Source organism: bacterium (assembly GCA_026129405.1).
Classification (GTDB): Bacteria; Desulfobacterota; Binatia; order DP-6; family DP-6; genus JAHCID01.
Genome location: JAHCID010000010.1, coordinates 77721 through 92144, shown reverse-complemented (window position 1 = coordinate 92144; position 14424 = coordinate 77721). Strand labels below are relative to the sequence as shown.

General features: G+C 75.9%; 15 protein-coding genes. 8 read left to right on the top strand and 7 right to left on the bottom strand.

Features of this window, described 5'->3' with window-relative positions; translation table 11 throughout:
- Positions 1–170: 170 nt before the first annotated feature.
- The 6 genes from KIT14_24185 to KIT14_24160 all read left to right on the top strand — a co-directional run bounded on the left by KIT14_24185 (position 171) and on the right by KIT14_24160 (position 4568).
- The gene (locus KIT14_24185) at positions 171–917 is read left to right on the top strand and encodes a prepilin-type N-terminal cleavage/methylation domain-containing protein (protein MCW5893627.1); all 747 of its coding nucleotides are present in this window, start codon (positions 171–173) and stop codon (positions 915–917) included.
- A gap of 693 nt (positions 918–1610) precedes the next feature.
- On the top strand, positions 1611–2030 hold the full coding sequence (locus tag KIT14_24180) for a PilN domain-containing protein (protein MCW5893626.1): 420 nt from the start codon (positions 1611–1613) through the stop codon (positions 2028–2030).
- Complete coding sequence (locus KIT14_24175; GenBank protein ID MCW5893625.1) at positions 2027–2578, top strand: hypothetical protein; 552 nt, start codon at positions 2027–2029, stop codon at positions 2576–2578. The genes KIT14_24180 and KIT14_24175 overlap by 4 nt, the downstream gene beginning before the upstream one ends.
- Positions 2575–3408 carry a type II secretion system protein GspN gene (gene gspN, locus KIT14_24170; GenBank protein MCW5893624.1) on the top strand — a complete coding sequence of 278 codons (834 nt, stop codon included), beginning with the start codon at positions 2575–2577 and terminating at the stop codon, positions 3406–3408. The genes KIT14_24175 and gspN overlap by 4 nt, the downstream gene beginning before the upstream one ends.
- The gene (locus KIT14_24165) at positions 3383–3745 is read left to right on the top strand and encodes a prepilin-type N-terminal cleavage/methylation domain-containing protein (protein MCW5893623.1); all 363 of its coding nucleotides are present in this window, start codon (positions 3383–3385) and stop codon (positions 3743–3745) included. Before gspN ends, KIT14_24165 begins: the two co-directional genes overlap by 26 nt.
- On the top strand, positions 3729–4568 hold the full coding sequence (locus tag KIT14_24160; protein ID MCW5893622.1) for a general secretion pathway protein GspK: 840 nt from the start codon (positions 3729–3731) through the stop codon (positions 4566–4568). Before KIT14_24165 ends, KIT14_24160 begins: the two co-directional genes overlap by 17 nt.
- A gap of 4 nt (positions 4569–4572) precedes the next feature.
- Here KIT14_24160 and lpxC read toward each other — a convergent pair whose 3' ends face one another.
- The 3 genes from lpxC to KIT14_24145 all read right to left on the bottom strand — a co-directional run bounded on the left by lpxC (position 4573) and on the right by KIT14_24145 (position 8426).
- Complete coding sequence (gene lpxC, locus KIT14_24155; GenBank protein MCW5893621.1) at positions 4573–5859, bottom strand: UDP-3-O-[3-hydroxymyristoyl] N-acetylglucosamine deacetylase; 1287 nt, start codon at positions 5857–5859, stop codon at positions 4573–4575.
- A gap of 14 nt (positions 5860–5873) precedes the next feature.
- Positions 5874–8123, bottom strand: a complete 2250-nt coding sequence (locus tag KIT14_24150; GenBank protein ID MCW5893620.1) for a HAMP domain-containing protein — start codon at positions 8121–8123, stop codon at positions 5874–5876.
- Between the two features lie 87 nt (positions 8124–8210).
- The gene (locus tag KIT14_24145; GenBank protein ID MCW5893619.1) at positions 8211–8426 is read right to left on the bottom strand and encodes a DUF2905 domain-containing protein; all 216 of its coding nucleotides are present in this window, start codon (positions 8424–8426) and stop codon (positions 8211–8213) included.
- Between the two features lie 93 nt (positions 8427–8519).
- Here KIT14_24145 and KIT14_24140 point away from each other — a divergent pair, with 93 nt between their 5' ends.
- Entirely contained in the window at positions 8520–9827 is a 1308-nt protein-coding gene (locus KIT14_24140) for an NAD(P)/FAD-dependent oxidoreductase (GenBank protein ID MCW5893618.1), read from the top strand.
- Positions 9824–10789, top strand: coding sequence for a sigma-70 family RNA polymerase sigma factor (locus tag KIT14_24135; protein MCW5893617.1), 966 nt, complete (start codon positions 9824–9826; stop codon positions 10787–10789). The genes KIT14_24140 and KIT14_24135 overlap by 4 nt, the downstream gene beginning before the upstream one ends.
- Positions 10790–10845: 56 nt before the next feature.
- Here the strand turns inward: KIT14_24135 and KIT14_24130 are convergent, their stop codons facing one another.
- The 4 genes from KIT14_24130 to ruvC are packed head-to-tail and all read right to left on the bottom strand — an operon-like array spanning position 10846 to position 14412.
- Positions 10846–12252: a glycosyltransferase family 39 protein gene (locus KIT14_24130; protein ID MCW5893616.1), complete on the bottom strand. Its 1407-nt coding sequence runs from the start codon at positions 12250–12252 to the stop codon at positions 10846–10848.
- A gap of 26 nt (positions 12253–12278) precedes the next feature.
- Positions 12279–13319 (bottom strand): Holliday junction branch migration DNA helicase RuvB, encoded by a 1041-nt coding sequence (gene ruvB / locus KIT14_24125; GenBank protein ID MCW5893615.1) that lies wholly within the window; start codon positions 13317–13319, stop codon positions 12279–12281.
- Positions 13319–13912: a Holliday junction branch migration protein RuvA gene (gene ruvA, locus KIT14_24120; GenBank protein MCW5893614.1), complete on the bottom strand. Its 594-nt coding sequence runs from the start codon at positions 13910–13912 to the stop codon at positions 13319–13321. The genes ruvB and ruvA overlap by 1 nt, the downstream gene beginning before the upstream one ends.
- Positions 13909–14412: a crossover junction endodeoxyribonuclease RuvC gene (ruvC, locus tag KIT14_24115; GenBank protein MCW5893613.1), complete on the bottom strand. Its 504-nt coding sequence runs from the start codon at positions 14410–14412 to the stop codon at positions 13909–13911. Before ruvC ends, ruvA begins: the two co-directional genes overlap by 4 nt.
- Positions 14413–14424 lie beyond the last annotated feature (12 nt).

Below are 14424 nucleotides of genomic sequence, written 5' to 3'. Positions count from 1 at the left end.
GAGGCGCTCGAGCACGCGGCAGCGGCACAGGACGCGGAGGTCGAGCGCCGCGTGGTCGCGGCGACGGCGCTGCTCGAGCCGGCGCTCGTCCTCGCGCTCGGCGCCGCGGTGCTCGTCGTCGTGCTGACGGTGCTGGTCCCGCTCCTCTCGCTGGATCCGTTCACCACCCCATGAGACACGCGCGCCCCAGCCCCCGCCGCGCCGGCTTCACGCTGCTCGAGCTGTCGCTCGCCCTCGCCGCCACCGCGGCCTTGCTCCTGCTCGCGGCGAGCGCCGTGCGCGAGGCCGACGCCGCGCGGGCCCGCACGGCCGCGCGCACGGCGGCGCTGGCGCAGACCGAGGACGCCCTCCAGGCGCTGCGCGACGACCTCGCCGCCTGCGTCGTCGAAGCCCTTGCCGTGTCGGGCGCGGCGCCGGCGACGACCTTTTGCCTCGCGCTGCGCGAGCCGGTGCCGGCGGTGGTCACCTGGGGCCCGAGGACGGCGCGCTGGTGCGCCGGGCACGCGTCGGCCGGGGCGGCGGCGCCGCGGGAGCCCGACGTGCGGCCTGCAGGCGTCGTGACGGGCTGCGGGCTAGCTGCGCGGGCGCCGACGGTTGGGCGCCTGACTGCACCGGCGCCGTTCGCGCCGTCGCGTCGTGTCGAGGTCCAGCTTTTCTCGGCGAGCGGCGCGCCGCTCGCGGTCCACGTGCGCCTGCGGGACGACAGGGCTGACGATGGCGCGGCGCCTGGAGATCGGCCTCGACCTGGCCCCACGCGCTGCGCATCGCGCGCGCCGAGCGCACGCTCGGCGGCGGCTGCGGCCGCTCGGCGTCGAGCGGCACGCGGCGGTGCCGACGACGGCGACGCGATCCCCGCGGCGCTGGCCGCCGAGCGACCCGCGGCGGTGCACGTCGCCCTTTTGCGCCCCAGCGTGTGACCCACCGCATCCTGGAGCTGCCCTTCGGCGATCGCAGCCGTCTCGCCGAGGTCGCCCCGCTCGAGCTGCTGGGACGCCTCCCTTCCACGCCGGACGGCACCCGCGTCGCGAGCACGCGGGTCGACGCCGGCGCCGGCCGCGGCCGCGTCCTGCCGCCGCCGTGCGCGACGCGGACCCTCGACGCGATCCGCGCCCGCCTTCGCGCGCGCCACGGTTCGCCTGCCGGCCGCATCGAGTCCTCGCGCCGCTGCCGGCCTGGGTTGAGCCGGCGCGCGGCTCGCCGACGCGACCCTCGTCGTCGCCGCCGACGGCGCGCACAGCGCCGTCACCTGCCGGCGCGCCGGGCGACTCACCGCGCTGCGCGGGCTCGACGCAGCCGACCTGCGCTCGCGGCCGAGCTCGCGTGGACGCTGGCCGCGCTCTCGACGCGCCCGGCGCCGCTGCTCGTCGCCGGCCTGGACGCCGGGGCGCTCGTCGCCGCCCTCGACGCCGCCGGCCGCGCCGCGCCGGCTCGCCGACGCGCTCGACACGGCCGACGCGACGCCGGCGCGGTCGCGCTCGGCCTCGTCACCGACGCCGCGGTCACCAGCGCCCGTCCTGACCGCCACCCCGCGGGCGGACGCGGCTGGCGCCCGCGCCTGCGTGCCGTCTCGCCGTCGCCGCCGTCCTCCTCGGCGTCCTCGACCCGCTTCCGTGCACGTCGACCTCGCCCGCCGCGAGGCGGCGCTCGCGCGCGCGGCCGACGCCGCCGCCGCCGCGGCCCTGCCCAACGTGCCGCCGGCCGAGGCGCGCGCGCGGCTCGGCGAGGCGTCCGAGCTGCGACGCCGCGTCGGCACGCCGTCGCACTCCGTGCTGGAGGTGCTGCGCGACCTCAGCAGCCGCGTGCCCGCGGCGTTGGCGCTCGATCTCGACGAGGTCGGCATCGACGGCGAGACCGTGCGCATGCACGGCCGCTGCGCCGCGTTCGACGCCGTCGACGCGCTCCGCCGCGCGCTCGCGGCGTCGCCGTTCGTGCGCGAGGTGATCGCGGAGGAGACGCGCAGCACCGTCGACGGCCGGGGCGTGGAGTTCCGGCTGCGCATCGAGCGCTGGGCGGGAGGGGCACCGTCGTGAGCGTCCTCGTCGCCGGCCGCAGCTGGCTCGCCGGCCGCGCCCCGCGCGAGCGGGCGCTCGTCCTCGCCGTCGCCGGGGCCGCCGCGCTCGGGCTCGCGCTGCTCGTCGCCGGCGCGGTGCGTGACGACCTCGCGGCGCGACGGGGACGCGTCGAGGCCGCGATGCGCGAGCTGGCGCGCATCCGGGCGCTCGCCGCCGAGATCGCCGCGACCCCGGCCGCGGGCGATCCCGTTGCCGCCGGCTCGCTCCTGACGCGCCTCGAGACCACCGCCGACGCCGTCGTCGGCCGCCAGCGCATCGCCGGCATGGCACCGGTCGCCGGCGGCCGGACGGCGGGCGGGCTGCGCGAGGAGGGCGTGACGCTGCGGCTGGCCGGCGCCTCGCTCGACGAGACGGTGCGCCTGCTGCACACGCTCGGCGAGGCCAGCCCGCCGCTCGGGGTGAGCCGCCTCGACCTCCAGAAGCATCCCGACGACGGCCGTCGCTTCGACGTCGTGCTCGAGATCCGCACGCTCGTGCGCGATACCCAGCCGGGAGTCCCCCGATGAGATGGCTGCGCCGCTTCCTGATCGCGCTGGTGGTCTTCACCGTCGTCCTGGCGGTCACCTTCCCGACCGACACGGTGATCCGCTGGGTGCTCGATCGGGTGATCCCGCCCGGCACCCAGGTCCTCACGTTCTCGCACGCGCGGCTGCGCCCGTGGGGCATCATCTTCGACGACCTCGTCGTGCGCTCGCCCGAGGGTCGCGAGGTGCTGGCGGCGACGTACTTCCGCTTCCGGCCGTCCTGGCTCGCCTTCCTGCACGACCCCCTCGGGCGCCCCTGGCACGTCAGCGCCGAGATGTGCCTCGGCGAGATCGGCGGCTCGTTCGACCTGCAGAACAACGTGCGCACGTTCGACGTCGACTGGAAGAACGTCGACCTCGCCACCTGCCTGCCGATGTTCGGCCAGCCGCTGCCGCTCTCGGGCCGCACCACCGGCGAGACACGCCTCGTCCTGCCGGTGACGAGCCCGGCGGAGGGCGACGGCGAGCTCGAGATACGGCACGTCACCTTCGAGCCGCCGCTGCCGCAGTTCGAGGACCTGCCGCTGCGCGCCGACCGCGCCGGGCTGCGCTGGACGCTGAAGGATCAGCGCCTCGTCGTCGGCGACGTCGGCGCCGAGGGCCCCGACCTCCAGCTGACGGCCCAGGGCGAGATGCGCCTGGCGCAGAGCTTCGAGCAGAGCACGCTGCGCCTCCGCGTCACGCTGACGCCGCAGCCCGGCGCGCCGCCGCGTCTCCTGCGCCTGCTCGAGAACCTGCCGCGCGGCGCGAACGGCACGCGCGACTTCCTCATCGTGGGGACGCTCAATGTGCCCGAGATCGCGCGCCCGTAGCCGCGGCTTCGGCCTCGTCGAGGTGCTGGTCGCCTGCCTCGTGCTCGCCGCGGGGGTGACCGCGGCGCAGCGCCTCGTGGCGGCCCGCGTCGACGGGCTCGCGCACGACGCGGCGCGACTGCGGGCCGCGCGGGCCGCCGAGGGCGTCCTGACGGCGGCCGCGCTCGCGACGCCGGGCCCCGGGACCCATCCGGGCAGCGTCCAGGGGCTGCGTGCCGAGACCGAGATCGCCGGCACGCCGCACCCCGCCCTGCGCCTCGTCCGCGTGCGCGTCTGGCCCGACGACGGCGGCGAGCCGGTCGAGCTCGTGGAGGTGATGCGTGTCCCGCCCGGCTGAGCGCGGCGCCGCGCTGGTCGCCGTCACGGCGGCGCTCGCGGCGCTGGTCGTGGTCGCGCTCGGCGTCCTCGCCGGCACGCTGCGCGCCGAGCGCCGCACGCGTGCCGCGCTGGCGACGCTCCAGGCCGACGCCCTCGCGCGCTCGGCCGCCGCCACCGCCGCCGCCCTGCTCGCGGACTGGACGGCGCTCGACCAGCCCGACGACGTCCACGCGCCGTGGGCGCAGCCGATCGCGCCGCAGGAACTCGGCGGCGGCCGCGTCGAGGTCATCGTCGAGGACGAGGCCCGCCGCCTCGATCTCGGCACCGCCGAACCCGACGCCCTGCCCCGCCTGCTCGAGGCCCTGGCGCTCGACCGCGCGCTCGCCGACGCGATCGCCGACTGGACCGATCCCGACGACCGCCCGCGCCCGTACGGCGCGGAGCGCGCAGCCTACCGCGACGGCACGCCGCCGCCGAACGCCCCGCTCCGCAGCGTCGGCGAGCTCGGGCTCGTGCGCGGCGTCGACGCGCGCACGCTGGCGCGCCTGCGGCCGTTCGTCACCGTCGCCGGCGAGGCCGGCGTCAACCCGAACACGGCCCCGCGCGAGGTGCTGCTCGCCTGGCTCGGCGACGCCGCCCGCGCCGACGAGATCCTCGCCCGCCGCGCGACCGTGCCGATCGCCTGCGACGATCTCCCCCGCTGCACGACGCGCGCGCGCAACTTCGCGCTCGCGATCACCGTGCGCGTCGGCTCCGTCCGCCGCCGCGTCGACGCCACGGTGTGGGCCGCGGCGGGACGTGCCGACGTGGTGGCCTGGCGGCTGGTGCCGCCGCCGGCGTAGCCGCCTACGCGCCGCGCAGCGGCGGCAGGCCGAAGCGCTCGCGCAGGATCCGCAGCAGCGCGGCGTTGTCGCCGTGGCCCGTCCGGCGCGCCGAGATGCGGCCGCGGATCGGACGGCCGAGCAGGTAGAAGTCGCCGAGCACGTCGAGGATCTTGTGGCGCACGAACTCGTCGGCGAAGCGCAGCGGCGCGTTCACGACGCCCTCGTCGCCGACCAGGATGAAGTTGTTGAGCCGTCCGCCGGCGGCGAGACCCATCGCCTCGAGCGTCTCGATCTCCTTCACGAAGCCGAACGTGCGCGCCGGCGCGATCTCGTCGCGGAAGGCCTCGGGACCGGTCAGGCGGAAGGTGTACTCCTGACGGCCGACGGGCTGTGGGTAGTCGAGGACGTAGTGGACCTCGAAGCAGTCGGCAGGCTCGATGGAGATGCCCTTCTGGCTCGGGTCGTCGGAGCCGACGGCGTAGCGGCGGTCGACGGCGAGCTCCTCGATGGTGGCGTCCTGGTCGACGATACCGCCCTCGGCGACGAGGTCGCAGAGCTCGAGGGCGGAGCCGTCGAGGATCGGCACCTCGGCGTGCATCTTCACGAGCAGATTCGTGATGCCGTGCGCGTGCAGCGCGGCCATCAGATGCTCGACGGTCTTCGCGACCATGCCGCCGCGCACGAGCGTCGTCGCATAGCCGGTCGAGTCGACGTGGTCGACGAGCGCGGGAACCGTGTCGGCGCTCGTGATCGCGCCGAAGACGATGCCGCTGCCCGGGGGCAGCGGCTGGAGGATCACGCCGGTACGGACCCCCGAGTGGAGCCCCTGGCCGTTCACCACCACGCTGCGGGCGATCGTGCGCTGCGGCAGCGCCCGCGGCGGCGCCACGGCGGGCTCGCTGGCGGCGGCGAGCGGCTCGACCTCGGCGACGGCCGCCTCGGCGAGCGGGCCGCCGAGCGCGCGGCCGACGACCTTCAGCAACGCGTCGAGCTGGAACGGCTTCTCGAGGAAGTCGAACGCGCCCAGCTGGATGACGCGCACGGCGGTCTCGATCGTGCCGTGGCCGGAGATGACGATGATGGGCAGCTCGGGCACCTGGCTGCGCATGCGCTGCACCAGCTCGACGCCGTCCATCTCCGGCATCCAGATGTCGACGATCGCCAGGCGCGGCACCTGGTGCGCGAGCGCATCCAGCGCCGCGCGGCCGTTGTCGGCCTCCACCACGTCGAACCCCTCGTCCGTCAGCACGCCGCGCAGCGTCTGGCGGATCTTCGCCTCGTCATCCACCACCAGGATCGTCTCGGACATCGTTTCTCCTTCCCTCAGGACCCGTATGCCCCATGGCGCGCACGCGCCACCAGCTGGGCGGGGTCGGTCCGCACCGGGAACTCCATCACGAAGCGGGTCCCCTGCGGGGCGTCCTCGCGGACGCGGATGAAGCCCTTGTGGTCGGCCACGATGGCCTGCACGATCGCGAGGCCGAGGCCGGTGCCGTCGGGCTTGGTCGAGTAGTAGGGCTCGAAGAGGCGCGCGCGCGCCTCGGCCGAGAGGCCGACGCCGTCGTCGGCGATCTCGAGCCGCGCGATGCCGAGCCCGGCATCGTACGTGGTCTGGAGCGACACGCGGCGGCGCTCGCCCGGCTCCGTCGCGGGGCGGGCCGTGCAGGCGGCGACGGCGTTGTCGAGGATGTTGATGATGGCGCGCTTCAGCCCCTCGCGGTCGAGCTCGATCGGCGGCAGACCGGCGTCGGGCGTCCACACGAAGTCGATGGCGGGATGGCCTTCGCGGAACAGAACCAGCGCGTCCTCGACGACGCGGTTCAGGTCCTGGGGCGTGTGCTCGGCCTGCGGCATGCGCGCGAAGGTCTGGAACTCGTTGACCAGCGCCTTCAGGTCTTCCACCTGCTGCACGATGGTGCGCGTGCACTCGTCGAAGACGCCGCCGTCGCGCAGCGTGGGACCGTAGCGCCGGCGCAGGCGCTGGGCGGCGAGCTGGATCGGCGTCAGCGGGTTCTTGATCTCGTGCGCGATGCGGCGCGCGACCTCGCGCCACGCCTCCATGCGCTCGACGCGCAGGAGGTGCGTCACGTCCTCGAGGAAGAGCAGCAGGCCCTGCGTGTGGCCCGCCTCGTCGACCAGCGGCGAGCCGGTGAGCAGCACCGCGAGCTCGCTGCCGTCGGGGCGGCGGAGCGCGAGCTGCTGCTCGTGCTTGGTCGGCGCCGACGCGAGCAGCGCCCCGACCTCGTCGCGCAGCGCGCGGTGGACGTCGCCCTCGAGCAGGCTCGTCAGCTGGCGGCCGATGACGGCGCCCGGCGAGAGTCCGAGCAGCTGGCGCCCGGCGCGGTTGATCGTGGTCACGCGGCCGGCGGGGTCGAGCGCGATGACGCCCGCGCCGATGTTCGCGAGCACGGTCTCGAGCGCGCGGCGGCGGGCGTCGAGCTCGGCGCGGCTCGCCTTGATGTCGCCCGTCATGTGGTTGAACGCCTTCACCAGCGTGCCGAGCTCGTCGTCGCCTTCGCCGGGTATGCGGAGGTCGAGGTCGCCTTGGGCGACGGCGCGTGTGCCTTCGGCGAGACGTTGGATGGGCACCGTGATGCCGCGTGCGACCCAGAGCCCCACCCACGTCGCCGAGAAGAGGACGACGAGGCTCACGAGCACGAGCGTGATGGTGTAGGCGGTGCGGATCGGGCGGCGCTGGATCTTGAGGCGCAGGTACTCGCCGAACGAGCGGTCGATCTCCTCGCGGCGCTTGACGACGCTCTTCGGCACCCAGGCGTCGACCACCACGACGGCGACGATGCGCCCGCCCTCGTCGACCGGCACGGCGGCGCGGATGACGTCGGCCTGGCCGACCGCGTCGACCGCCGTCGCCTCCTCGCCGTTGAAGGCGCGCTTCACGAGCGGCGACCACGGCTCGGCGCCCATCTTGCGCTCGGGCAGCTTCGGGCGGCGGCTGCGTGCGAGCGGCTGGCCGTCGGCGAACACCTCGAGGAGGTCGACCTGGTACTCCTCGCGGCGCTCGGCGAGGAACTGGCGCAGCGCTTGCCGGCTGCCCGGGTCGAGGAGCTTCGAGCCCGCGAGCCGCGCCGCCGTCTGGCGTGCGAACCCGAGCGAGTTCGCGGCGAGATCCTCGTAGTAGGCGTGCGCGACGTCGAGCGAGCCCTCGAGCGCGCTCTCGACCTGATCGTTGAACCAGCCCTCGATCGAGTTGGAGACGAACACCTGCGCGACCAGGAAGAGCAGCGTCGCGGGCAGCAGCGCGATGCCGATGAACGCCACCACGAGCCGCGTGCGCAGGTGCGAGCCGAGGATGCGCCGGCGCCGGTCGAGGAACAGCTTCACCAGGTTCCGGCCCACCAGGAAGACCAGGAGGACCAGGAGGATCAGGTTCAGGTTGATGAGGAGGACGAGGATCGCGTCGGTGCCGAGGGAGCCGCTGCTCGCGAACTGCGGCAGGCGGGTCTCGAACAGTGCGAACGCGATGACGGCCAGCGCCGTGGCGAGGATGATCCCCGCCTCCCGCCAGCGGCGTCGCACGTCCGGGGCGGACCCCGGCTCGGCTGACTCCGACATGAGCCGCGCGATGATAGGGGGGCGAGGGGTCGAAGGCAAGGCGCCTTCGAGCAGGTAACTGTGCGTAAAACCTGAAAACTCGACTCGCTAGCGGCGGAAGAGCAGGTTCAGGAGGAGGGTCAGGACGAGGCTCACCACGATCGAGGTGACGATCGGGAAGTAGAACGTGCCCCGCTCCCGCTGCACCACGACGTCCCCCGGCAGGCGGCCGAGCCATGGGAAGCGCGCTCCGACGAGCAGGAGGACGCCGATCGCGATCGCGACCACCCCGAGCAGGATCAGCACGCGTCCGACGTCCTGCACCGCTCCGGCTTGCCAGCGCCCCGGGGCCGCGGCAAGCCGCCTGTAACCTCCGGACCGCCCCGCGCGTGGAGTGGGCAGAAGGAGGAACGACCCATGGACGACTACATTCCTGCCGCGGACTGCGCGGTGATCGGCGGCGGCCTTTCCGGCCTCGCGGCGGCGGCGCTGGTCGCCCGCGGCGGCGCGCGCGTCGTGCTGCTGGAGCGGGCACCCGCCCCCGGCGGGCGCGCCGCGACCCGCGTCGAAGAAGGCTTCCACCTGAACCTCGGCCCGCACGCGCTCTACCGCGGCGGCCCGGCCGAGACGCTGCTGCGCGAGCTGGACGTCGCCATCGACGGCGGCATGCCGCCCGTCTCGGGGGCCTTCGCGCTCGACCGCGGGCACACGCACGCCCTCCCCGGCGGCCTCGTCTCGCTGCTCACGACCGGCCTCTTCGGCCTCGGCGCGAAGCTCGAGACGGCACGCCTGCTGGCCGGCCTCGGCCGCGTCGATCCCGAGCCGTGGCAGGCGCGGCCGCTCGCCGAGTGGGTGGCGACGAGCGTGCAGCATCCCGACGTGCGCCGCCTCGTGCTCGCGCTGACGCGCGTCAGCAGCTACGCCAACGCGCCCGACGCCCACAGCGCCGGCGCCGCCATCGGGCAGCTCCAGCACGCGCTCCGCCGCGGCGTCCTCTACCTGCACGGCGGCTGGCAGACGCTGGTCGACGGTCTGCGCGACGCCGCCGTCCGCGCCGGCGTCGAGATACGCACCGGCGCCGCGGCGACCGCGCTCCTGCGCGACGCCGCCGGCGACGTCATGGCCGTCCGCCTGCGCGACGGCACGACGATCCCCGCCCGCAGCGCCATCCTCGCCCTGCCCGCCGCCGACGCCGCGCCGCTTCTCCCCGAGGGCGAGGTGCGCCGGGCGGCGGCGGAGGCCGTCCCCGTGCGCGCCGCGTGCCTCGACGTCGCGCTGCGCGCGCTGCCGCGGCCGGGCGCCGTCTTCGCGCTCGGCGTCGACACGCCGTCGTACCTGTCGGTGCACACCGCGGTGGCGCGCCTCGCGCCTGCCGGCGGCGCCGTCGTGCACGTCATGCGCTATCTCGAGCCCGATCCGCCGCCGGCGAAGGTCGTCGAGCAGTCGCTCGAGGCGACGCTCGACCTCGTCCAGCCGGGATGGCGCGCCGCGGTCGTCACGCGGCGCTTCCTGCCGGGCATGCTTGCGGCCAGCGCCCTCGTGCGCGCCGCGCAGGGCGGCCTCCGCGGCCGTCCCGGGCCGCAGGTCACCGGCGCCGCCAACTGCGCCGTCGCCGGCGACTGGGTCGGGCCCGAGGGCTGCCTCGCGGACGCGAGCCTGGCGAGCGCGCGGCGAGCCGCGGCTCTGGTGACGGCGCGCCTGCGCCCGGCGGCAGCCGCCGCATGACGGCGCCCCCGGCAGCGGCGGCGGACGCGGTATTCGCTGCGCACGAGCGCCACCTCTGGGCGCTGTGCTACCGCATGTCCGGCGTCGCCGCCGACGCCGACGACCTCGTGCAGGAGACGTTCCTGCGCTTCGTCGAGCGCCCGCCGCGCGACCCGGCGGGGCCGCTGCGCCCCTGGCTGGTGCGGGTGGCGATGAATCTGGCGCGCGATCTCCTCCGTCGTCGGCGGCGGCGGCGCTACGTCGGCCCGTGGCTGCCGGCAGCCGTCGAGACGGATGCGGCGGAGGCGTCCGTGCACGAGCCGTCGCACGAGCCGGCGTCGACCGAGGGCCGCTACGACCTGCTCGAGAGCGTCGGCTTCGCGTTCCTGCTCGCGCTGGAGGCGCTGACGCCGCAGCAGCGCGCCGTGCTGCTTCTCCGCGACGTGTTCGATTATCCCGTGCGCGCCGCCGCCGCCGCGCTCGGCACCAGCGAAGCGAACGTGAAGGTGCTGCACCACCGCGCCCGCCGCCGCATGGCCGCCTACGACCGTACCCGCCGCCCGCCCACGCGGGACCTCGCCGACGCCACCCGGGTGGCCCTCGTGACGTTCGTCGCCGGCATCACGCGCGGCGACGTCGCCGCGGTCGAGGCGCTGCTCGCCGCCGACGTGCGCGCGATCAGCGACGGGGCCGGCGAGTTCCATGCCGCGCGGCGCATCGTCGTCGGCCGCACGCGCGTCGCACGCTTCTTCATCGGCCTCGCCCGCCGCCGGCCGGCGACGCTCGCCACGACCCTCCGCACGGTGAACGGCCTGCCCGCGCTGGTCGTCGAGTTCGGCCCCGGGCTCCGCGGCGACCCGCCCCGCGGCGTGATCCGGCTCGACCTCGACGCCGACGGCCGCATCGCCGCGGTGCACGCCGTCCTCGCGACGCGCAAGCTCGCGGCGGTGCGCTTCGCCGACCCGCCTCCCGTGGGTCGGTAGTCGCGCTCGGGCCGCGCGACACGGGTGCTAGCCGACGCGAACCGCCGCGGAGCCGCTCACGGCGCCGGCGCGCTCCACAGCGAGACGCCCACGCCGCGCCCCGGCCACTGGCGCTCGCGCACGTGGCCGGTCGCGCCCAGACGCGCCTCCAGCGCGTCCAGGTCCGAGCCGCGGTCGGCGCGCCCGACGCGGACGTGCGAGGTGACGAGCCAGACCCGGGGCTCGGCCGCGAGCGCGGCGACACGGCCGGCCACCGGCGGCGACGCGCCGACGGCGGCGAGCTCGTCCACGATCAGGACCTGCCGCGGGCGCACGCCGGCGGGCTGGCGGGCGAGGTAGTACGCCAGCGTCGCGCAGCCGGGCGCCGTCCAGCAGGTGTAGACGTCGCCGGGCTGCGCCCCCGCGGCGATGACGCGGGCCGCGCCGCGCCAATCCTCCTTCGGCATGTGCTTCCACAACCGCTCCAGGCCCTGCGCCTGCACGGCGAGCAGGGCCGCGAGCAGCGCGCCGCACAGCGGCCAGGCGCCGAGGCGCGCGACGCCGGCACCGGCCAGCAGCGTCGCCGCCGGCAGCGCCACCAGGAGATAGCGATCGAGGAACACCGGCTTGCGGAACGAGACGAGCCACGCCAGCAGCGGCGGCAGGGTCGCCCACGCGACCACCAGCGCCGTCTCCCACCGGCGCGTGCCGTAGAAGACGCCGGCGGCGCCGAGCAGCCATGCGAGCGCCGCCAGGGCGAGGCCGAGCGTCTCGCCGTAGCCCGAGAAGCCCAGCAGCACCCAGCGCACGTCGCCCGCGGTCGGCGGCCGCAGCCAGTCGATCTGGCCGGCGTCCTGGGTGAGGACGAAGCCGATGAGCGGCAGGGCGGCGACGACGATCAGCGCCGCCGCCGGAGCGACGTACCGCCACGGCACGCGCGACGGCCCGCGCAGCAGGATCGCCACGCCGTGCGCGACGCCGACCAGCGCCGCGAAGAAGTGCAGGTAGAGCCCGACCACGAGCGCCCCGGCCCACGCGGCCCAGGCCGCCGGGCGACCGCCGTCGAGCCCGCGCACCAGCGCCAGCGTCGCGAGCGTGACGGCGAGCATGACGACGCCGTAGGTGCGCGCCTCCTGGCCGTACTGCACGGCGAGCGGATGCGTCGCGAACAGGATCGCCGCCGCGCCGGCCGCCACGCGGCCGAGGAGCCGGCGGCCGAGCCCCCACAGGACCGGCACGGTCGCGATCACCGCGGCGCCCGCCAGCCCCCGCACCCACGCCTCGGAGTCGCCGCAGTGCAGCCACAGGCGCAGGAGCAGGTAGTACAGCCCGGCGTTGATCTCGCGGGTGCGCACGATCCGCCACAGCTCGTCGGCCGGCGCCCGGGCGAAGTAGACGCTCAGCCCCTCGTCGAACCAGAGGCTCTTCTCGCCGATGTCGTGGAGGATGCACGCCGCCGCCAGCAGCGTGGCGCCGAGCGGCACGAGGACGTCCGCCGCGCGGCGCGCGCTCAGAGCAGCTTGCCCTGGACGGGCGCGGCAGGCGTGCCCGGACGACGCCCGAAGTGCTCCCACGCGAGCACCGTCGCGACCCGACCCTTCGGCGTGCGCGCGAGGAACCCCTCCTGGATGAGGAACGGCTCGTACACGTCCTCGATCGTGTCGCGCTCCTCGCCGATGGCCGCGGCCAGCGTGTCGAGCCCGACGGGACCGCCGGAGAACTTGTCGATGATCGTGAGCAGCAGCGCGCGATCCATGCGATCGAAGCCGGCCTCGTCGACGTCGAGCAGGCGGAGCGCGTCGCGCGCGACGTCGCGCGTGACGCGGCCGCTCGCCCGCACCTCCGCGAAGTCGCGCACGCGGCGCAGGAGCCGGTTGGCGATGCGCGGCGTGCCGCGCGAGCGGCGCGCGATCTCGGCTCCGCCGTCGGGATCGAGGGCGACGCCCAGGATGCGCGCCGAGCGCACGAGGATGCGCTCGAGATCGGCGGTGGCGTAGAAGTCGAGGCGGAAGGTGGCGCCGAAGCGATCGCGCAGGGCCGAGGTGAGGAGCCCCGCGCGTGTGGTCGCACCGACGAGACAGAAGCGCTGGAGCGGCAGGCGGATCGAGCGCGCGGTCGGCCCCTGCCCGACCACGAGGTCGAGCTGGAAGTCCTCCATGGCCGGGTAGAGGGTCTCCTCGACGACGTGGCTCAGGCGATGGATCTCGTCGATGAAGAAGACCTGCCCGCGCTCGAGGTTCGTCAGCAGCGCCGCGAGGTCGCCGGGGCGCTCGAGCACGGGGCCCGAGGTCGGCCGCACGGCGGCGCCCAGCTCCGAGGCGATGACGTGCGCCATCGACGTCTTGCCGAGCCCGGGCGGCCCGCACAGCAGCACGTGATCGAGCACGTCGCCCCGCGCCCGCGCGGCGGCGATCTGCACGCGGAGGTTCTCGCGCACGTGCTCCTGCCCGACGTACTCGTCGAGCGTGCGCGGCCGCAGCGGCATCTCGCTGACGAGGTCCTCGTCGAGCGCCTCGGGAGCGATCGGGCCGTCGGTCGCGCGCGCAGCCATCAGCCGCCGAGCCCCTGGAGCGCCGCACGGACGACGTCCTCGAGCGTACCCTGCGTGCGGCCGACCTGGCGCACGGCACGCTCGGCCTCGCTGCGCGCATAGCCGAGGTTCACGAGCACCGACACGGCCTCCTCCGTTTCGCCGCCGGGCGCGTCGAGCGGCAGGCGCGGCGAACCGGACGAGACGGCCAGCGCCGCCGCCGCCTCGCGGCACTCGACGACGATGCGCTCCGCGGTGCGCCGGCCGATGCCCGGGATGGCCTCCAGTCGCGCGCGGTCGCCGGCCGCGACGGTGCGCGCCAGCTCGTCGGCGGGCATGCCGGAGAGCACGGCCAGCGCGAGCCGCGGGCCGATGCCCTTCACCCGCCGCAGGAGATGGAAAAGCGTGCGCTCCCGCGCCGTGCCGAAGCCGAAGAGCTCGATGGCGTCCTCGCGCACCTCGGTGTGGATCAGGAGGTGGACCGCCTGCCCGACGGGCGGCAGCGCGGCGAGCGTCTGGAGCGACACGTGGACGGCATAGCCGACGCCCCCGGCGTCGACCACCACGAGGTCGGGCTCGCGCTCGAGGAGCGTCCCGGCGAGACGTGCGATCACCGCCGCACCCCCGCCCGCGCCAGCGCGGCCAGGTACGGCGCCTGCTGGAGATGGCAGAGCGCGAGGGCCAGCGCGTCGGCGGCGTCGACGGCGGGACGCTCGCCGAGGCGGAGCATCGCGGTCACGCCGCGGCCGACGCTGTCCTTGTCGGCGCCGCCGTGGCCGACCGCGGCGAGCTTCACCTGCGCCGGGGCATACTCGTGCAAGGTCACGCCCGCGGCGGCGACCGCGGCCAGCACCGCCCCGCGGGTCTCGCCGAGCCGGAACGCGCTCTGCACGTTGCGTGCGACGAACGCCCGCTCGAGGGCCACGGCGTCGGGCGTCCACTCGCGGACCAGCACGGCGATGGCCGCGTGCAGCCGGGCGAGACGCGGGGCGACGGCGTCACGCGCGTCGAGCACGATCGTGCCGCTCGCGACGTGGCACAGGCGCGACCCTGCCTGCTCGACCACGCCCCACCCCGTCCGCCGGGACCCGGGGTCGATCCCCAGTGCCCGCACCGCCACCTCCCC